21 protein-coding genes are annotated in these 20,218 nt (G+C 34.9%); 6 read left to right on the top strand and 15 right to left on the bottom strand.

Going from position 1 to position 20,218, the window contains the following annotated elements; all coding sequences use genetic code 11:
- The 5 genes from RRF69_RS06275 to groL all read left to right on the top strand — a co-directional run bounded on the left by RRF69_RS06275 (position 1) and on the right by groL (position 3,742).
- Positions 1-507: an LptE family protein gene (locus RRF69_RS06275; protein ID WP_316938993.1), complete on the top strand. Its 507-nt coding sequence runs from the start codon at positions 1-3 to the stop codon at positions 505-507.
- Positions 501-1,247 (top strand): hypothetical protein, encoded by a 747-nt coding sequence (locus RRF69_RS06270; RefSeq protein WP_316938992.1) that lies wholly within the window; start codon positions 501-503, stop codon positions 1,245-1,247. Before RRF69_RS06275 ends, RRF69_RS06270 begins: the two co-directional genes overlap by 7 nt.
- Positions 1,244-1,576, top strand: coding sequence for a preprotein translocase subunit SecG (secG, locus tag RRF69_RS06265; protein ID WP_316938991.1), 333 nt, complete (start codon positions 1,244-1,246; stop codon positions 1,574-1,576). Before RRF69_RS06270 ends, secG begins: the two co-directional genes overlap by 4 nt.
- A 170-nt stretch (positions 1,577-1,746) precedes the next feature.
- Positions 1,747-2,022: a co-chaperone GroES gene (gene groES / locus RRF69_RS06260; RefSeq protein WP_087564052.1), complete on the top strand. Its 276-nt coding sequence runs from the start codon at positions 1,747-1,749 to the stop codon at positions 2,020-2,022.
- A 79-nt stretch (positions 2,023-2,101) separates the two neighbouring features.
- Complete coding sequence (groL, locus tag RRF69_RS06255) at positions 2,102-3,742, top strand: chaperonin GroEL (protein ID WP_316938990.1); 1,641 nt, start codon at positions 2,102-2,104, stop codon at positions 3,740-3,742.
- Between the two features lie 140 nt (positions 3,743-3,882).
- On the opposite strand, the gene RRF69_RS06250 is transcribed toward groL, so the two are convergent.
- A complete protein-coding gene (locus RRF69_RS06250; RefSeq protein ID WP_316938989.1) occupies positions 3,883-4,218 on the bottom strand; it encodes a n-acetylglutamate synthase in 336 nt (111 codons plus the stop codon).
- Positions 4,208-4,672: a pyridoxamine 5'-phosphate oxidase family protein gene (locus RRF69_RS06245; RefSeq protein ID WP_316938988.1), complete on the bottom strand. Its 465-nt coding sequence runs from the start codon at positions 4,670-4,672 to the stop codon at positions 4,208-4,210. Before RRF69_RS06245 ends, RRF69_RS06250 begins: the two co-directional genes overlap by 11 nt.
- Before the next feature lie 56 nt (positions 4,673-4,728).
- Between RRF69_RS06245 and RRF69_RS06240 the strand changes: the two genes are divergently transcribed.
- Complete coding sequence (locus tag RRF69_RS06240) at positions 4,729-5,379, top strand: helix-hairpin-helix domain-containing protein (protein WP_316938987.1); 651 nt, start codon at positions 4,729-4,731, stop codon at positions 5,377-5,379.
- Between the two features lie 99 nt (positions 5,380-5,478).
- Here RRF69_RS06240 and RRF69_RS06235 read toward each other — a convergent pair whose 3' ends face one another.
- The 13 genes from RRF69_RS06235 to RRF69_RS06175 all read right to left on the bottom strand — a co-directional run bounded on the left by RRF69_RS06235 (position 5,479) and on the right by RRF69_RS06175 (position 20,209).
- Complete coding sequence (locus RRF69_RS06235) at positions 5,479-7,416, bottom strand: hypothetical protein (RefSeq protein ID WP_316938986.1); 1,938 nt, start codon at positions 7,414-7,416, stop codon at positions 5,479-5,481.
- Between the two features lie 70 nt (positions 7,417-7,486).
- Positions 7,487-8,509 carry a hypothetical protein gene (locus RRF69_RS06230; RefSeq protein WP_316938985.1) on the bottom strand — a complete coding sequence of 341 codons (1,023 nt, stop codon included), beginning with the start codon at positions 8,507-8,509 and terminating at the stop codon, positions 7,487-7,489.
- 2 nt (positions 8,510-8,511) lie between these two features.
- Positions 8,512-9,036 carry an ATP-binding protein gene (locus RRF69_RS06225; RefSeq protein ID WP_316938984.1) on the bottom strand — a complete coding sequence of 175 codons (525 nt, stop codon included), beginning with the start codon at positions 9,034-9,036 and terminating at the stop codon, positions 8,512-8,514.
- Positions 9,029-10,696, bottom strand: a complete 1,668-nt coding sequence (locus RRF69_RS06220) for a hypothetical protein (protein ID WP_316938983.1) — start codon at positions 10,694-10,696, stop codon at positions 9,029-9,031. The genes RRF69_RS06225 and RRF69_RS06220 overlap by 8 nt, the downstream gene beginning before the upstream one ends.
- Before the next feature lie 4 nt (positions 10,697-10,700).
- Complete coding sequence (locus RRF69_RS06215; protein ID WP_316938982.1) at positions 10,701-11,843, bottom strand: hypothetical protein; 1,143 nt, start codon at positions 11,841-11,843, stop codon at positions 10,701-10,703.
- A 611-nt stretch (positions 11,844-12,454) separates the two neighbouring features.
- Positions 12,455-13,030, bottom strand: coding sequence for a hypothetical protein (locus RRF69_RS06210; protein ID WP_316938981.1), 576 nt, complete (start codon positions 13,028-13,030; stop codon positions 12,455-12,457).
- Between the two features lie 267 nt (positions 13,031-13,297).
- Positions 13,298-13,489, bottom strand: coding sequence for a pyridoxamine 5'-phosphate oxidase family protein (locus RRF69_RS06205; RefSeq protein ID WP_316938980.1), 192 nt, complete (start codon positions 13,487-13,489; stop codon positions 13,298-13,300).
- Between the two features lie 320 nt (positions 13,490-13,809).
- Positions 13,810-14,385: a hypothetical protein gene (locus RRF69_RS06200; protein WP_316938979.1), complete on the bottom strand. Its 576-nt coding sequence runs from the start codon at positions 14,383-14,385 to the stop codon at positions 13,810-13,812.
- A gap of 82 nt (positions 14,386-14,467) precedes the next feature.
- Entirely contained in the window at positions 14,468-16,378 is a 1,911-nt protein-coding gene (locus tag RRF69_RS06195; protein ID WP_316938978.1) for a M12 family metallo-peptidase, read from the bottom strand.
- 258 nt (positions 16,379-16,636) lie between these two features.
- Positions 16,637-16,852 carry a hypothetical protein gene (locus tag RRF69_RS06190; RefSeq protein WP_316938977.1) on the bottom strand — a complete coding sequence of 72 codons (216 nt, stop codon included), beginning with the start codon at positions 16,850-16,852 and terminating at the stop codon, positions 16,637-16,639.
- Between the two features lie 562 nt (positions 16,853-17,414).
- The gene (locus RRF69_RS06185) at positions 17,415-18,005 is read right to left on the bottom strand and encodes a carboxymuconolactone decarboxylase family protein (protein WP_316938976.1); all 591 of its coding nucleotides are present in this window, start codon (positions 18,003-18,005) and stop codon (positions 17,415-17,417) included.
- Between the two features lie 54 nt (positions 18,006-18,059).
- Positions 18,060-18,701, bottom strand: coding sequence for a T9SS type B sorting domain-containing protein (locus RRF69_RS06180; protein ID WP_316938975.1), 642 nt, complete (start codon positions 18,699-18,701; stop codon positions 18,060-18,062).
- Positions 18,665-20,209: a lectin-like protein gene (locus RRF69_RS06175; RefSeq protein ID WP_316938974.1), complete on the bottom strand. Its 1,545-nt coding sequence runs from the start codon at positions 20,207-20,209 to the stop codon at positions 18,665-18,667. The genes RRF69_RS06180 and RRF69_RS06175 overlap by 37 nt, the downstream gene beginning before the upstream one ends.
- Between the last annotated feature and the right edge of the window lie 9 nt (positions 20,210-20,218).

Here is a 20,218-nt window from a genome sequence, read left to right as displayed (position 1 = left end):
ATGAAAAACACACTTTACATTCTATTTTTCGCAATCAATTCACTGCTGATGGTTGCTTGTGGTGCCTATTCATTTACAGGAGCAACCACAGATGCCGAAACCTTACAAGTGCGTTTTTTTAGAAACGAAGCCACCTTAGTTGAGCCTACCTTAAGTCAGCGATTTACCCCCGAACTTCAAGAATTATTTTTACGTCAGACCAACTTAACCTTGGTGAACAACGAGAATGCAGATTTGCGTTTGGAAGGAGAAATTACAGGTTATCGAATTATTCCGATGAGTGCAACTTCTCAGCAAACAGCTGCTCAAAACAGATTGACCGTATCGGTAAATGTGCGATTTTACAATAAGCTGAACGAAGAAAAAGATTTTGAAAAAGTCTTTTCATTTTATTCTGATTTTGGAGCTTCCCAACAATTGGTTGGTGGGGTTTTGGAAGCTGCTTTGGACGAAATATTAGAACGGGTACATCAAGATATCTTTAATGCAGCTTTAGGAGATTGGTAACAGAAACATTCATATCCCTTTTAAAAAATCCTGAGAACATTCAACAGGAAGAAACTCAGTCGCTAAGAAAAGTAGTGGAACGTTACCCGTATTTTCAATCGGCAAGGAGCATGTATTTAAAAGGATTGAAAAATCAAGACAGTTTTAAATACAATAACGAATTAAAAATTACTGCTGCACATACCACCGACAGAACAATTTTATTCGATTTTATCACATCAACCTCTTTCAACCAAATTCAAAAAGCAAGCCATCATGAAAGTGAAAAAGCGCTTTTGATGGACCAGCCCCTTCATTCTGTTGAACCAGCAACTCCGAAAACTGAGCCTTTAGAAGGATTAGAACAGTCATTAAATCTTGGAAAACCCTTATCGTTTTCGAGTTCAGAGAAATATTCATTTAGCGAATGGCTGCAATTGTCTTCTGCAAAACCGATTGATCGAGTCCCAAAAAAGGAAGATACACCCGTTTCTAAAACCTCAATTATCAATCGTTTTATAGAGAAAAACCCAAAAATTAAAGCCCTAGAAAAAGATAAAAATATGACGGTTTTGGTTTCTAAAAATGAGTCCTCAAGCTCTTTAATGACGGAAACTTTGGCCAAAGTATACTTGGAACAAAAAAAGTATGAAAATGCAATTCAAGCTTATAAAATTTTAAGTTTGAAATATCCAGAAAAAAGTGGTTTATTTGCAGATCAAATCAAAAGAATTCAAACTTTACAAAAAAATAAATCATGAGTTATAACGTATTTTTAGGTATCATATTATTGGTAGCCGTGATCTTAATTTTAATAGTGATGGTACAAAATCCTAAAGGAGGAGGATTATCTTCTTCATTTGGTGGTGGTGGAGCACAATCTTTAGGAGGCGTGCAAAACACTAATAATTTCTTAGACAGAACAACTTGGACGTTGGCAATTGCAATGTTTGCTTTAATTTTATTATCAAACTTCTCAATCGATAGAGGAGGCGATCGTGAATTTAAACTAGATAATACTTTAGACGGTATCGAATCTACAACACCTGCACCAGCAGCTCCAGTTACAACAACAGAGGACGAAGAGTAATCTATTTGTTGATCTTATACAGAAATGCCAACGTAAATGACACGTTGGCATTTTTTTTATAAGATTCATACCGATTCAAAAGAAGAAATAGAAATCTTGTCAGTTATAACAGGTTGGCATCATTTCTGACTATTTGACTAAAATAAATTTAACCAATTAAATATATCATTATGGGATTAAACATTAAACCTTTAGCGGACAGAGTTCTTGTAGAACCTGCGCCTGCAGAAACAAAAACGGCTTCTGGATTAATCATTCCAGATAACGCAAAAGAAAAACCACAAAAAGGAACCGTAGTTGCTGTTGGAAATGGTAAAGTTGACGAGCCTTTAACTGTGAAAGTTGGAGACACTGTTTTGTATGGTAAATATGGTGGAACAGAATTAAAATTAGAAGGAACCGATTATTTAATGATGCGAGAATCTGATATTCTTGCAATTATTTAATTTTTTATTGAACAAACAATTAAGACAACCGTTCCAAAGACTATTTTTTTAAGTTGGGAACTTTAAATGAATAACACAAATGGCAAAAGATATAAAATTTGATATTGAAGCTCGTAACGGATTGAAACGTGGAGTGGATGCATTGGCAAACGCAGTAAAAGTAACTTTAGGTCCTAAAGGTAGAAATGTAATCATTTCGAAATCTTTTGGAGCACCAACAGTAACCAAAGACGGAGTTTCTGTTGCAAAAGAAATTGAGCTTGAAAATGAGCTTGAAAACATGGGTGCTCAAATGGTGAAAGAAGTGGCTTCTAAAACCAACGATTTGGCAGGTGACGGAACAACAACCGCTACGGTTCTTGCTCAAGCGATTGTAAATGAAGGATTGAGAAATGTTGCTGCTGGTGCAAATCCGATGGATTTAAAACGCGGAATTGACAAAGCAGTTGCTGCAATTATTGCAGACCTTGAAAAACAAACTCAGAAAGTTGGAAACTCTTCAGAAAAAATAAAGCAAGTTGCTGCAATTTCTGCCAATAATGACAATACTATAGGTGAGCTTATTGCAACTGCATTTTCCAAAGTAGGGAAAGAAGGTGTAATTACTGTTGAAGAAGCAAAAGGAATGGAAACCTATGTTGACGTTGTTGAAGGAATGCAGTTTGACAGAGGGTATTTGTCTCCGTATTTTGTAACGGATGCAGATAAAATGATTGCTGATTTAGAAAATCCATATATTTTATTATTCGATAAAAAGATTTCTAACTTACAAGAAATTCTTCCCATTTTAGAACCGGTTGCACAATCTAGCAGACCTTTGGTCATTATTGCTGAAGATGTAGACGGACAAGCATTGGCAACTTTAGTCGTCAATAAATTACGCGGTGGATTGAAGATTGCTGCTGTAAAAGCACCAGGATTTGGAGACCGTAGAAAAGCCATGTTAGAGGACATCGCCATCTTAACCGGTGGAACTGTCATTTCTGAAGAGAGAGGGTTTTCATTAGAAAACGCGACCTTAGACTTTTTGGGAAGTGCTGAGACCATTACCATCGATAAAGACAATACCACCATTATTAATGGCGCTGGAGATGCTGCTGCTATCAAAGCGAGAGTAAATCAGATAAAAGCACAAATAGAAACAACCACATCCGATTATGACAAAGAGAAACTTCAAGAGCGTTTGGCTAAATTGGCTGGCGGGGTTGCTGTTTTATATGTAGGTGCTGCTTCGGAAGTAGAAATGAAAGAAAAGAAAGACCGAGTAGACGATGCCTTACATGCCACAAGAGCCGCTGTTGAAGAAGGAATTGTTGCCGGTGGAGGTGTTGCTTTGGTAAGAGCTAAACGCGCTTTGATTAAAATTACCACAGAAAATTTGGACGAAACTACAGGTGTACAAATTATCAACAAAGCCATTGAAGCTCCATTGCGAATTATTGTTGAAAATGCAGGTGGTGAAGGTTCAGTAGTCTTGAACAAGGTACTTGAAGGAAAAAAAGATTTCGGTTACGATGCAAAATCTGACGCTTATGTTGATATGCTAAAGGCAGGAATTATTGATCCTAAAAAAGTAACCCGTGTGGCCCTAGAAAATGCAGCCTCAGTAGCTGGAATGATTTTAACCACAGAGTGTGCTTTGGTAGACATTAAAGAAGCTGCTACTGCGGGCGGTGGTGGAATGCCTCCAATGGGTGGTGGAATGCCAGGAATGATGTAAATCACAATATCGAAAAACAAGCGTTTTTCCTTGGTGAGAAGTAGTAAAAAATCCGTTAGAAATTTCTAACGGATTTTTTTTGTTTTTTTACTTTTTTTCAGGGCTTGTGCAATGGTTACTTTTGTTGTAAGTAGTGCTTTTTACAACTCTATTAAAACTGACTTACCACTTGATTTTTCTCCCGACGTCCATTTCCAATTTTCATAAAGTTTTATTTTTCCATTATCGGTCAACTCAGGTTCTGAAAAACAAATTCCAGTCATTAATTCCCCTTTTGTGTTAATTTGGTGGTAACTCATTTCTATTTTACCATTATCGTCAACAAGTCCAATTAAATGTCCTCGAACAATTTGTCCGCCACTATATTCAGATGTTAGAATATTTCCATTTTGTTTATATTCAAAAATAGTTTCCATTGTGGTTTCTCCATTTTCGGAATTTTCATAAACTCTAAATTTTTTGTTGTTATAGTTCATTTTTTATCCCATAAGCTTTTTTCGCACTTTCAATTTGTTCTTTTTCGGTCGTTTCTGGATAGAGAAAATACTTTGGTGCTATTATCGGTTTAATCTGTCCAATCGTAATTTTTGTTATGGTCGCAAAAGGAAATTTTCCGTTTGTCATTTTGGTCAATACTTTTTCCATTTCTTCAAAATCCGAATCCGTTTTTCCAATTATTTCAGCTTTCCCTTTTATCTGAAATCCTTTTTGCACTAAAATATCTATAAAGCTCACGCAAACATTATTGTTCCGTTTGATATTCTCAACGGTTTGTGGTGAAGAAATATTCGCTATTATTATTTTGTCCGATTCATAATAGTCAAATACTTCTTTCGGTGAGACATTCGGTACGTTTTCCGTCGATACCGTCGCAAGCCAGCATAGTACACTTCTGTTTACATATTGCTTAATTTCTGTCGTTAGTTCCATTTTTTTTAGTTTATACACAAGGTGTGATTGTAAAAGTTGTATAGCAAGAGTTTGCCTTGCTGCGCAAAGTCTACCGACTTTGCGCTTATATAATTCTCATTAATTTTTTGTTCAAAATTCATTTTGATACTTCAAAATTTGCATTTCATTTTATGCTTTTTTTAGTTGCGCGAAGTCGAGAGACTTTGCGCAGCTGGTTGCAGGCGTCTAAAGACGTGCCTTTTGAACGGGTGTTGTTTGGACTGGGCATTCGCTATGTAGGGGAAACAGTGGCGAAAAAACTAGCCAAACATTACAAATCCATCGAAGCTTTGTCCAAAGCCACTTTGGAAGATTTAGAAACTGTGGACGAAATTGGCATTCGGATTGCCGAAAGTGTGGTGGATTTCTTTAGTTCCGAGGCCAACCTTCAAATGGTCTCGCGCTTGATTTTATATGGCCTCCAACTAACTGAAGAGGCCTTGTCCAAGCAAACCACAAAGGTAGAAGGCCTGCGTTTTGTGGTTTCTGGGGTGTTTGAAACGGTCTCTCGTGACGAGCTGAAAGCCCTTATCGATTCTAACGGTGGAAAGGTGGTGAGTTCCATCTCCGCCAAAACCTCCTATGTGGTGGCAGGTGCCAATATGGGCCCTAGTAAACGTACCAAAGCCGAGAGCCTTAACGTACCCATTATTTCTGAACAAGAGTTTTTGGAGCTGCTGAGGTAGAGGGAGTGGTCACAGCAGTTGCTAAGTTTAACTGCGTCGAATCTTCGATTCTTATCTTTTTATTTCCTTCGAAGTCAGGAGACTTTGAAGAGGGGGGGCTCATTCACGTTCTTCATAATCGTAGGTTAAAGTTAAATCCATAAATTGGTCACTTTGTATTAAGTGGTCAAACTTCTTTTTTAATTCTAAATACTCTCTATCACTTTTCTTTATATCTCCTCTAGTTATGGTGTAATATTCTAAAAGATTTAATATTTTCTTGTTTTTAGTTTTTTCTTTTAAATTTGTAAAATCATTCTTTTCAAGGATGATTTTAGTTTCATTCCAAAGTTTGTCGTTTTCTTTAATGGAATGATAAAGAGTTTTCCATTTTTTTGTTAAACCTAAATCAACTTCAAAAAGATTTCTATAAATAATAAACGTTTCAGGCATATATAATAATTCAAAATACTCTTTTTCATCACTACCAAACGCTCTTTCAAAAAAACTACGTTCAGGAGGAACAATTCCTCTTGTCACATTACTGATAGATTGAATTGCGCGAATAAATTTTTTGTTCCAAAATTTTCCAATGTATTGCCTATCTTTTGCTTCTTCGCCAAAAAGTGGGATAAATTTCATTGGGAAAGAATAAATATGAATATCTAACTCTTCAGATAACTGCATATTTATTTGCATTCTTAAATACAAGTCTTGGGGCTTATCTTTAAAATTGAAAAGTAAATAATTTGAAAGTCTATTAATTTTATATTTTGCTGCAAGTCTTACAGCATTTTCATATTGTTTTCTGATTCCCCAGTAATCGAATGCAATTCGTAATGGATTTATAGGTATTTCGCTTATCAATTTCATATTCTCGTCAGTAACATAACGAGCATCTGTACCTTGGTTAAAATCTACATATCTATTTTTTGGTGCTTTATTTCTATACCTTTCATATAAATCTTTTAATTCGTCATAAGCGATAAGTAAGTTTTCTTTTTCAATAGTTTCAGGTTTTAATAACTTATACTTGTCATAAATATCAAAAACTATTTGGGCATTTTCACCCTTTACCCTTTTGGCAATAAAGTTCTTAAGAATTGAATAACTTCTGTTAATGTAAACTTTGTCGTTTTCTCCTTTTTTTAAATTTCTTATTGCAATATCTAATTGATTTGGTTCAACAAATCTTGCTCCTTTTACGAATCCCATATCCTTAATTTCTTGAATTATTTCAGGAAATTTTGGTGAAGCTAGAACATTATTATCCATTAAGAGTAAATTTTGTTGCTCTCCATAAAGTTCATTTATTTCTGCAAACTTCTTCTTTGTAGGTATTTTCTCCTTGTAGGTAGGTTCTAGTTTAGGAACAGAGCAAAAAGCACAAGTTCTGGTACAACCTTTCGTCATAAAAGTAAAATAGGCACTTCCTGTTGGATAAACATAATCTATCTCATCAAGAATGGAATAATCAAGAGGTAAATCATCAATGATTATTTCTTTAGCTTTTACATTTTTAGGGTCAAGAACTCCCACTTTATCCAATATACCTGTTATTGGCTTTATTCCCGTTTCTTCTTCTACTTCTTTAGCTAGAAGAGAAGCTAAAACTCCACCAACTTTTAGTTCGTTTGGATTTTTCACAAGACATTTAGCGTCTTTAATAGCTTTTACAGTAATTTTCCAGTAGAATGTAAAAAGTGTAGTTACATAAACTCTATCCCATTGAGGTTCGTTAACATATTCTTTTTTCTTGTAGTAATTTGCAAAATGCTGTAACCACATTTTAATTAAAGGAGTTTGCTTGAGAATGAAATCAAATTTTTCATCTGTTTCGTTTGGAGAAGGCAAAAGTGCTTTTAATTTGGTAGAATGGTTTGATTTTATATAAGTAGCAATAGCTTTTCTTTGATTTTTCCAATCTATAATATCGCAAATTTCAGATAATTTTGTGAGACATTCGCTTAATATGTTGTTGAAAATAAATTCCTTTACATCTCCTTTGTAAAAGACAACATTATCTCCCAACATTCTGTGGTAGGTGGCAATTTTCATTAAACCAATAGGAGGATACTTGTTTTTGTATCCGGGTTCTATGAGTAATATGTTTCGCTTTTTTGACATATTAATTGCTTAATTCTTCTTTGATTTTTTCTTTTAATATTGTTGCAATATCTTTTGGAAGAACATTATCCATAACACCAAATATTTTTGAAACCAACTTCCTATCCTTTCGACTTAGGGTAGTAATATCGTCTGTGATATATTTAGTTTTTCCATTGCCCAGAGCAACATTTACTTTTTCAACATCAGTAGTTATATTTCCTACAACCTTATCAAATACAGTTTTTTGAGAAGAACCACTATTATTTACTTTTTCCTTTGCCTTTACAAGTTCTTTTTCAGCATTTTTGGCTTTTTCTTTTTTTGCTTCAAACTTTTCTTGATAATCCTTCTTTTCTTCTTCATTTGTAAAACCACCATTTGTAGCTTTTTCTTTATATTCCTTTGCAAAGGTCTTGAAATCATCTACTTTTTTCTTTTCATTTCTTATTTTTGAAGAAAAGTAATAAAGCTTATGCAACTCTTCAAATTTAGCTTTAACGAGTTTTTCGAACTCTAATAGGTCAGAGTTTTCAAGAAAATAATCTCTTCTTGAATTAGGAATTAATTCGTGACTAACTGTATGAATTTCACCAAAAAAGTATTTAGAACCTCTAGGTTCTTTGAATAATTTAGTTAAAGTTTCTTCTAAACCAATTTGGATGTTTCCTTTTCTTAGTCTTAAACTTCTAGCAATATTTATACTTGGAATTACTTTGGTAAAGTTTGAAATACTGTACCAGCCCCAAGCAAGTAATTTGTTCTTTTTATTTCTTATTTCATAAGTTTCAATTTCGTGAATTTCGTCAATTTTTCTTTTATTCGATTTATCTCCTTCATATATGCTAGAAGTATAAGCCTTATATACTTGATTTCTATTCACAAATATTGAATATTCATCTATTTCAAAATCTAATTCTTTTGCTTTATTTTCTAATAATTTTTTAAAAATGAACCCCTTACCATATGGAACTGGAGCAACCATTGTCAAATACTCATACACATCAACCTTATCTAAAAGTGCTTCATTACTTACATTTTTCAATGTTACTTTAAAGTAGTGTGTATTTTTTTTTCTGTTTCAGTAGTAAATTCAGTTACATCATCAATTACTGCTGTTGCTTCCTCTTTTGTTGCTCTGTTGTTAATAATAGCTTTCAACTTTTGAGAATCCCATATTAAAGTAGATTTAATTTCTTCTCCTTTGAAACTTGTTTCAAAAATGAGTTTGTCGCAATAAGCTAGTCCTCCTAATCTTCCTATTCCCCTAAATCCTTTGTTCTTAGTACGGTCTTTTGTTGATTGAGCTATATTTTTAAGGATGGGCTGTACTTTGTTCGATTCAATTCCAGTAGCATTATCATAAATTGAAATAGATTTAGAACTTGCATTGATTTCAATTTCAATTTTACCATCTCTTAAAGTTGAAAAAATCCTTTCTTCTAACGCTTTATCAATTTGGTCAGCACCATTCTGTATGTATTCTCTAAAAATAAATCGAGAATCTTCATACATTCCTAATGTCAATGATTCAATGACATCTTTTCCTATTTTCGTTTTTATTTTAGCCATTTGGGAATTGTTTGTATAATGGTTTTGGAAATTTAATATTTAGCAAAGAACGAAAAACGGGATGTTCTATGATATATTCGCTTAGGTCAAGTCTAGTCATCATATTTTTATAAACTGGTGGTACAAAACGATAATCTCCTTTTGAAATTTCTATGGCATTAGTTCTACCATAAGCATGAGTTGCACAATTCCCTTTAACTCTATCGTGAATCGCACTTTTAAATTGTTCAACTGAAAATAAAATAACTCCCAAAGAACGACCTCTTTCAGAAATATCTAGTATTTGTTTTAAAATAGGGGAGTTTTTTGGAATGTCTTTTGAAGCATACTTATTTAATTCATCAATAAAAATCACAATTTTTGAAGGGATATCTCTCTCGTCTCTACCATCTTGACCTAGTTTTAACTCATAAATTGCCCTTATAACATCTCCAAAAACAAAAGCTTGAGTGTCTTGGTCTAATCTAGCAATATCAATAACATGAATATCATTTTTTTTGATTTCTCCTATAGATTCTTGAAGTCTTACTTCACTTTTTGAAGGAACAATTCTTTGGCTAAAAATGGGATTGTTAAGTGCCTTTTTAACTACTCTTTTAAACTTTCGCCAAGACATAACTGAAATCTCTTTGTCTCCACCTTTTTGTCCTGCTTTGGTACGTTCGTTGACCTTGTCAATAAACTGGGACCAAGTGGTTACTTCACCAAACCCTCCTTGCCCAGTTAATATGAAATTTACAATAGATTCCATTGTACCTGAAGAATCTTCTATATTTGACATAAGTAGATCTAGATTAGGTTTATCATCTTCATAAACATATTTATATCTAAACCCCTTATCTAAATCAATTTGAGTCTCAATATCAAGGTCTTTTGCACTACTGCTTGTTTTCGATTTTGTTTGGTCAGAATAAGGATAAAAATATTTAGCATTTTGGAAAGGTTCAGTTGTTAAACCAAGCATTTCAGTATAACGCTTTTTTTCTTCTTTAGTCAAATCTTCATTAGGCTCATCAATAGCCAGCAAATCTCTACCTTTTACGTTAAACATCACAAACGCCACAGAATCATTACTATCTTCATTTTGCAAGTATTTTTCTTGGATTGCTTTCACCAAAAACATTGTATAAGATGTTTTAGCTGCTAATCCAGAAATACCCGAAATATTCAAATGAGCTCCTTCTGGACCAATTAAAAATTGTGAATTAAAATGAACTGGAAGAGAAATTTTATCTTCGCCTCGATACATTTCCATATATCCACAAGCTAATGGGTTCTTAATATCTTTTAACCCTAAAGCTTGTAATACTTCCCCTTGGTCAGCCAACCCAACTTTGCTACCGTCCAATACAGGAGTGTAGATACTTTTATTATTTCCTAGTACTTTCGCTTTTACAAAATTCATTCCAATTCTGTGCATATTTGGTTCTGTAGTCACATCACCAAAATCGCTTGAAATAAAATTACTTAAATAACTTGCAGAATCTGTAATATGAGATATTTCCTCAATTATCCCAAAAGAGATAGAACCTTCAATGTGTTCTACTTTAACAACATCAAAAGGATTTAATATCCTTTGTTTGTTCGTCCAGAAAAAGAATTCATCTATTGTGGTAGGTTGTTTTTCGGTAGCGGCAACTTTGCCAATGGTTTTCGTCATACTTTTAGAATAAGTTAATAAAATGAATATCGCTTAAATATTTACTTTTAATATAATTTTCAGTTAAGTGAACAGGATAAAGATGTTTTGCCCATCTGTTGTCCTTTCCATAACTTACGGGATTTCTTTCGTTAATAATGTTTGCACTTATTAAATCTATTTCGTCAGAATCTAATCCTTCTTCTTCCTGAATATCTCTAACGAGAATTTTTTCAATTTTTAATACTCCGTCAAACGGACTTAAAGTATTTCTAATTCTTAAATACCAAACAGCAAATTTTACATCAGGAATTCTTTCAGTTTGATACATAAATGCAGGTGTTCTGTGATATAGTTTTAGTTCAGCAATAATCCTAGAAATGTCCTTTACGTCATTTGATAGTGCCTCGGGATTGAATGCTTTAGAAACACCCACAACACAATCGTAGTTTGATTTTATTACAGATAGTTCTCTAGCTTCACCACTTTTAATATATTCCAAAGAACCATCCTTAATTAAAAATGATTCATCATTCAATTTCTTAGCTTTCACTAATTCAAAAACGACTTTTTGCTCTAAAGCAATCATTTCATCTTGAATTTTTGCAATGCCTCTATCTTCGTATTTGTCGTCTTTTATAGATTTGCTACTGTAAGGTAATATTTTGCTCAATTTTAAATTCTGCTTTTCTAATACGCCTTGCTCATTAAGTTTTTTTATAAGGTTGGTAAAAAACAAGTCGTGGTTACCCATATTCGTTTGAGCATTTGCGATATCTGGAATAGAAACCACAAGTGGATTTTTTAAATTAACAGGCTTAAATGTGTGTTTATCTTTTCTTTCACAAACAGCAACTCCAATTTGTCCAGCAATTACTGGATATAATTTTTTACCGTAAGCAATATCATCTACTTTATAGGTGCGTCTTGAACCATCTAGAAAAAATTTGAATAAAGGAGTTCTATTTTTGCTAATTTTCACAGCTAAATTCTGAATAGATTTAGAGTTTGATCGACTTTTATCAGTTTCGCCTTTTTTATTTACTTTAATTCCTCTTTTATCTTCATAATCTAATTTTGGAATGTCTACTGATTCGAAACAGTACTTGTAAGACTTGTAATTCTTTCCGTCAGTTTCTTTGGCAATAAAATCTAGTATTCTTTCCATAGATTAATTAGTTTGTTTTGTTGTGGCTCGGGTTAAGCTCTTTTGGTTTTTTAGCGTGTGTTTGAGCGATAGTAAAAAACAAAATGTGCTTAAACATTTGCTGGCGAAGTGTAAGATTTTTATTAATAATATTTTAAATGTTGTTCTTTTTTATAGCTTGTAGATAACTGTCTAGTGTATCAGTAGTAGCGGATTTCTACTCACTAACCTTTGTTTTATGTTCATACTTTCGTTTTATCACTTAAACCGCTATTACTTATACACCATTGTGCCTGTTGCACAATAACTTACCCAAATATAAGTAAATATAGATTGATAATAAAAATATTTTCTTTAAATTTAAGAATGCAAGGAAAAAAGACCTATCAAGAAAAGCTGTTTGCTTGTTTTAGTTTGAGCGAACGAGTACCTGCTGCGCAAAGTCTCCTGACTTTGAACTTATATAATTCTTTAGTTGCGCGAAGTCGAGAGACTTTGCGCTGCTGGTGTTGGCATAAACCGAAAGTGCTAAAATATGCGGCTGGTCAGTATGAAACACAACGGATTGGATATGAGTAGTGGGCGAGGTACGAGCCTATTACTTATATCTTTTGTTATGGGCTTTTATTCTTTTAATCATTGGGAGGAACGAAAAGAATAGCCTCAAATGAAACGTTGTTAAATCGCAAAGTATCGGGCAAATTCCAAAAACGAAAGGTACTCTGCCTGTAAACATACGTTCCTTGAAATATGCCTTTGACTTTGTCTTCCGTGATTTCTGATAATTGAATCCATGCAGGTTCACTTTCATACAAATCAAATTTCTCTGTAAGTGCATCTACGTTCCAAGTATTAAAAACAGATTGAGGTTGAAATTGCGATGGATGATTATCTTCAAAAATACGTTTAACAAGTTTTTGTTGATTTAATGTTTGTGAAATATTGTCAAAATGGATTGAAATTTCTAATTCGCATCCAGCGTTAGTAAATTCAGATGATATACCTATTGAAGAATCAGCCCATTGATCAGCAACCTCCGTATCTGACCATCTTCTGAAATAGACATATTTAAAATCCCAAACTATCGTATCATTTATTTGAGCAATCATTTCTCCAGTGGGAGGTGGGCAATTGGGCTCTGAATCTTTCTCACATGAAAGGAGAAAGGTAAAAGCCACTGAACTAAACAGGATTAACATTCTTTTCATTATCATTTCTTTCAAATTTATATTTATATGTAGTACAAAGGATGGGACATTAGATGAACCCTGCTGCGCAAAGTCTACCGACTTTGAGCTTATATAATTCTCATTAATTTTTTGTTCAAAATTTGCATTTCATTTTATGCTTTTTTTAGTTGCGCGAAGTCGAGAGACTTTGCGCAGCTGGGTTTTTACTTTTTTTCAGGGCTTGTGCAATGGTTACTTTTGTTGTAAGTAGTGCTTTTTACAACTCTATTAAAACTGACTTACCACTTAATTATTGTTCCGTTTGATATTCTCAACGGTTTGTGGTGAAGAAATATTCGCTATTATTATTTTGTCCGATTCATAATAGTCAAATACTTCTTTCGGTGAGACATTCGGTACGTTTTCCGTCGATACCGTCGCAAGCCAACATAGTACACTTCTGTTTACATATTGCTTAATTTCTGTCGTTAGTTCCATTTTTTTTAGTTTATACTCAAGGTGTGATTGTAAAAGATGTATAGCAAGAGTTTACCTTGCTGCTCAAAGTCTACCGACTTTGAGCTTATATAATTCTCATTATTTTTTTTCAAAATTCATTTTGATACTTCAAAATTTGCATTTCATTTTATGCTTTTTTTAGTTGCGAGAAGTCGAGAGACTTTGCGCAGCTGGTGTTGGCAAAAACCGAAAGTGCTAAAATATGCGGCTGGTCAGTATGAAACACAACGGATTGGATATGAGTAGTGGGCGAGGTACGAGCCTATTACTTATATCTTTTGTTATGGGCTTTTATTCTTTTAATCATTGGGAGGAACGAAAAGAATAGCCTCAAATGAAACGTTGTTAAATCGCAAAGTATCGGGCAAATTCCAAAAACGAAAGGTACTCTGCCTGTAAACATACGTTCCTTGAAATATGCCTTTGACTTTGTCTTCCGTGATTTCTGATAATTGAATCCATGCAGGTTCACTTTCATACAAATCAAATTTCTCTGTAAGCGCATCTACATTCCATGTATAAAAAATAGAATGAGGTTGTAGATGGGAAGGATGATTTTCTTCAGAAATACGCTTTACCAATGTTTGTCTTGTCAATATTTGAGAAATGTTATGAAAATCAAGAGAGAGTTCTCTTTCACACCCTGAATTGATAAATTCAGAGGATATACTTATTGAAGAATCAGCCCATTGATTTGCAAATTCGGTATCTGACCACCTTCTGAAAGAAACATATTTAAAATCCCAAACTATCGTATCATTTATTTGAGCAATCATTTCTCCAGTGGGAGGTGGGCAATTGGGCTCTGAATCTTTCTCACATGAAAGGAGAAAGGTAAAAGCCACTGAACTAAACAGGATTAACATTCTTTTCATTATCATTTCTTTCAAATTTATATTTATATGTAGTACAAAGGATGGGACATTAGATGAACTCCCATCCTCTGATAAAAAAATATTACCGTTTAATAATCATTCTTTTGCTATCTAATTCTTTACCATCTATTGTGACAAAAAGTTGGTATAGCCCTTGATTGAGCCTCGAAACATTGAGTAAAATTTCGTTACTAGCATTGAATCTTCCTTGATATAATCTGTGGCTTTTTCCTGCGAACATACTGTATGCCTCCACAGTTATTTTATCATCTATCGGTTGATTAAACGCCAATTTTGCTACTTCAGAAACGGGATTCGGGTATAGGATAAAACTCAACTCTGTTGAGTCTTGTTTATTAACATCCGTCTCAGCTAATTCAACTAGTCTTAACTCTGGAAAGCAAGGCTTAAATTGATTTCCACAGTCTGTGTTCTCAATATAGACAGATCTAAAAGCGGTACGAACCTGACCATCAGAACAAGTAACAGTCAATCTAAAAGTTACACTATTGTTATTATCCAGTGGTAAAACTCGATAAGAAACGGAACTACCTGTACCCAAAAAGCTGTATGAGAAACCATCATGGCTAACCTCCCATCGGTAGGTTCGGCTTGAGCAATTAGATACGGAGGCATTAAGTGTGATTGTTTCTCCCACTTCTACAATGGAAGGTCCATTTATCCTTACAATCATATCATCAAAATCGTCATAGCATCCAACAACAGATGCAGCATTTTTTAGCTGTACAAAGTTATTTCTGCTAGATGTTCCTGTATTGTCTCTTGCTTTAGAATGTGCTTTTACACTAGGGTTTGAGAAGTGTAAAACCCTTGACCCTCGAGTAGTTCCACTTGCTACTACACTCTTTTGATATCTTTTACGTCCTAAAAACCAGTTTCGATAATACCAGTTGTGTCCCTTTGCAGTATTGCTCAAATTCGGAACATTTATTCTGCTGTCATTATCATGGCGGCACCCCATAAGATGTCCAACTTCATGAGCAAAAGTGACATTTCCAGCATCCGCTTCAACGATAGCAACATGACCAACATTGGGTTGAGAATATTCATCTAGAGTAGCTATTCCTAGTATCTGTCCCCCAGTCACGAAATAATCTCCATCTGTTAACACTACAACAAGATCTGCTCTCGCATTCTGTCTTCTATTGTTTAAATCGTTATTTGAGACAAGGTTATCTAAATCAATCTCTGGATTTCCTGTTTCTGTATAACCAATTCTTTCAACACCAACCAGTTGAAATCGTAAATTGGATGAATAAATCTTGCTTTTGCTTAAGGCAGTAGTTAATTCATTTATTAGTGTAGGTGCCAACTGATTTGGATTTGAGACATTGTCCGCTTCATCGGTGAATAAAACCAGCACTCTTACAATTTTAGAGTTACAACTCTGGTTTACTGTTTTAGCTGAATGACTAAGGGTTCGACTAATTTTACCCCCTTCACGATTACCACAGGCATGTGGTGAATTCAAAATTTTCTGATTTAGCTCAACCAAGATCTGCTTACCTGATTCTAAATGTTCAATGCGAAACACACGGTCATTTAAGGTCATACTTCCGAAAATTTTGCCTTTTTCTTTTAAGAGTATGAGCGTACCTTTTCCGTTTTGCCCAGTCATCAAGTCGGCAATGTAAGTGTAGTCGCCAGATGGCATGGTCTCTATCTTTGTTGGAGAAACTAAAACGTTCCTTACCATTTTAGTTCGCTTGCCTGACGGAATTGAAAACTGAAAATAACCGCTATTGGCAGGTAAGGCTCTTTTGGTTTCTGTAGCAATATCCGTAAATTGAATTTGCCTAATCTCCTTATATAAAGGATTTTCGAATCTTCCTTTCATCTTTTGCGTTGTTCCAAAGACAGTAGCCTCTGGTACATCAGCTACTTGAAACAATTTAGGTAATTGTTGTCTTGACTGTGCATAGTTTTCTAAAGTTACAGATAGAAAGCAGAGTAAAATAATTAACTTTTTCATCTTATTTATATCTTAGAATTAACGCCTCAACATTTTAGGGAGTGTTGAAACTTGCAAAATGCTTCCAAAGAAAAGCGATTTCTTTGGATTCTCCCGCTATAGACAATATTTTCGTTTTCTCTTCACTCTTTTACCCTGAACTTGTCGAAGGGTTCTCCCAAGCAGAAAACGTTTTCTCAGGTTTGGTTAGACTTAGGGTTTTAATTGCCCATAACTAGTGTATATCCGCAGTGTTGCGTTTATTTCGTTTATATATTTTTATTTGTTTTTTAATATAAGTAATTGATTTACAGTATTTTCATCTTCAATAATGCGATCTAAAGGACTTTGGATATTTGCAAGAGATTTTTTACTTAAGTGAGTATAAACCAATGTTGTTTTGACACAGCCAATAAGTTCCTTGTCAAAAGGAAACTGAATCAAAATAATCGGTTCATTCCTCAATTGATGCGGCCTTAATAGTATATTTTTCATTCTATGTATTTAACCCTTTAACTCCTCTTTTTTATAAACCAAACACAGCTCCGCCTGTGAGAGTCCCATTTAGAGATTGTATGGAGACCCCACAAAGAAGTATCATTTAACGGAATGTTTCTTCCTTAAATCACAACAACCGTAGAATCCTATTGCGGTTATTTAAATTACCAATGCAAGTTAAAAATTAATTTTAAAATAATCAAATAAAAATAAACATAGAGGTAGGTAATACAGCCGTTTTTGGGGAAAATGACAGCAAGCGTTTTTAGCCGTTAGCAACGGCGATGATTATTTTAGATAGAAAATGAAGAGAAAATTAAGGGACTAGGGGCTCGGGTTGGCAAAGAGAATCTAAGAGCTGAAGGAGTTTTTAATCAACAAAGTCTTCATACTTTGCGAGGAGAACGAAGACGAGCACTTCTAGTGATGGGTATTCCTAATGATTCCCTACTGTATTTTGAGGCATAAAAACCTTTGACCTAATGTGCCATTAAGCGGTAAAATGTATTTTACTTTGGCTCTACATTGCAGGGAATCCTTTTACGAAGATGAGTGCATCCTAAACGTGTTTCCCAACTTCAAACCCGTGCTTTCCAAGATATTGGTCTCCACTTTCGATAGCCCCTTTTTCTAGAGTTGTTCCCATCGAATCATTCCAACGGTTCAAATAGCCAAACAAGGAAATGACCCCTAGCATTTCTACAATTTCGCCCTCGTCCCAATGGATCTTTATAGCGGATTGGATGGTTTCGTCTACGGCGTTGGGCACCACCGATGCTGCCAAAGAAAAGTCTAAAGCGGCTCTTTCTGCCTCTGAAAATGCTGGATGGGTTTTGTATTCCCAAATATTGTCTAATTGCTCTTGCTCTGCCCCGTAGCGTTCTGCGGCTCGAATGGCATGGGCTTGACAATACCGACAGCCTGTAGCATTGCTCGAAACCCATGCAATCATTCTTTTTAGGGCAGAAGTAACTCGCCCTTCATTTGCCATGACGGCTTTATTTAAATTGATAAAAGCCTTTGAAATGGAGGGTCTTCGCTGCATGGTTAAAACAGAATTCGGACAAAACCCTAAGGTTTCATTAAAAAATGTGGCCAATTCTTTGGTTTCTAAATCGTGATCTGCAGATAATGGAGTTACTAATGGCATATGATGAGAATTTTTAAAAAGTTAAAGATCGGGATTTATTTAGAATTCGAACGGTTAACGCAACAAACTAAAATTACCAGTACTATTGATTCTTCGACCATTGATGTCAAGGGCCTCAATTGAAAACCAATAATTGGATGAAGGCAGGGTTTTACCATTAAAAGTACCGTCCCAACGGGATTGCACATTGTCTAAAACAATCAAAACTTGACCAAATCTGTTGTATATCGTCACTTTTACCTCTGTATAAAACCCTGAAACCATCCCATTGATGTTCCAAAAATCATGGATCCCATCATTATTGGGAGTGAAAAATTTTGGATACTTTAAAATTGAAAATGGATAGCTAACGATTCCACAACCATTGGTTTCTTTGATAAAAAGTGTATGATTCCCTATTGAAAGGTTTTCGAAAAAGGGAGTTTGCTGATAAGTGCCATAAATGGCATCCATGGCAAACTCATAATTGCCAACCCCTAAATTATCGATTCTAATTTCAATAGAATTATTTTCTGAATTGTCATGAATCAATACATCTTCATGCCTAATGGTCGCGATGGAAGATTGAAGGACTTCCATTTCTTTTTCTGAAGATTCACAGCCTGCAAAAGAGACTGCTTTTACACCATATGTACCAGCACTTGTGACAATATTCGTTGCTAAGTTTCCTGAAAAGGAAGTCCATCTTTGGTCCAAATGTAGGTGTAACTATCTTGAGGGTTAGTGGTGGAAAGGGTCACAAAGCCAATATCTTCACACAAAAAATATTGTGTTTTTTCGATATCAAAACGAGGGAAGGTCGCATCTACAACAGCAGTAATTTGAGTTCGAATGGAAGAACTGCAGTTCCCAACAGAAGCTTCAACAAAATAAGAAGTGGTAGCACTTAACGAAGGGGTTTCAAAAACAGGTCCTGTAAATATAGGACTAAGGCTAGTGTTCGTCTCATACCAAAGAATGTCTCCTGCCGAAGCAGTAGCACTCAAGGTTGCCGATCCAATACAAATCAATGCATCTGTAGTGTTGGTAATGCTTGGGCTTTGATTGATGACAACATCGACTGGAGTCCTGTCTAAACTGGCACAGCCATTTACAGAAACGCTTGCAAAATAAGTGGTAGAAGCGCTCAATACGGGAGTGGTAAAATCGACTCCTGTTCCCACGGGACTACCTCCTGTTGGAACATCAAACCACAAAACAGTTCCTTCACTCGGAGTTGCTGAAATGGTTGCAGATGCTGTATCACAAATAGTCGCCGCTGTCGTATTTAAAATTTCTGGCAGATAGATACTTGTATTTGCTACAATGTTCAAAGGAAGGTCCGTTGAAGTACCATATTCTACAATATATCCTTTTGCCTGATACAAACCAGTTCCTCCTGTGATGGCCAAATCATTCCAAGCGCCTGATTTTCCAATTGAAGGATCTGTAATATGTGCATAATCTTCTTCTCCTAGATTGTTGGGCTCGTTATCATTCCAATTTGCATAATTGGGGGTAGAACCATTCACGGCTCCGTTCCAAAAAACAGTTCCTGCTTCGGGTCCAGTAACCCATTTCCAAACTCCTTCGTTTTCAGCATCGCTTCCTCCAATCCAACCAGAGCCTGATGCTTGTTTCCCTGCAAAATCGGCTTCTTCTTGACTCGTCAAAGTGGCAAGATACCCCTGACGTCCGTAAAAATTGCTACTCTCAGCAGCTCTTTTGGCTGCATCCCAAGTGATAGAATTACTAGGAATAAATTTATAAAAATGATCTGTTGACTGTAAATAATTAGCATCATCAATAGACAGCGAAAAGCTTTTCTCGAGTGCAATCGTGGTCGCTGCAGTAGTGAAAACGATCGCTTTTACAGCAGCCTCCAAATCACTAAATAAAATTTGGGTGCCATGAATAAGGGGTTTGAAAGTCAGTTTTCCTTCATTATTACTCCAAGCGGAACGGATCTTTGGGTGAGAACCAGTCAGTTCTAAGCGATCTAAATTAGATTGATATCCCGAAGATATTTGAATAAAAAAAGCATCTATTCCTGTATCATCAGGGTCTACAATTGTGAAATCTGTAACAATATTGATGGGACTTCCCTTACAAAAAGCCTGTGCTCCAGTAGCAGTAATTGTAGGAGGGATATCGACTTGAGCTGAAAGGAAATGACCACTCAATAAAAATAGCAGAAAAAAGGTTTTATTTTTTACCTTTAACATTTATAAATA

It is taken from the genome of Polaribacter sp. HL-MS24, assembly GCF_032758595.1.
GTDB lineage: Bacteria > Bacteroidota > Bacteroidia > Flavobacteriales > Flavobacteriaceae > Polaribacter.
Note: the sequence above shows the minus strand (reverse complement) of the source record. Positions and strands in the feature narration are given on the sequence as shown.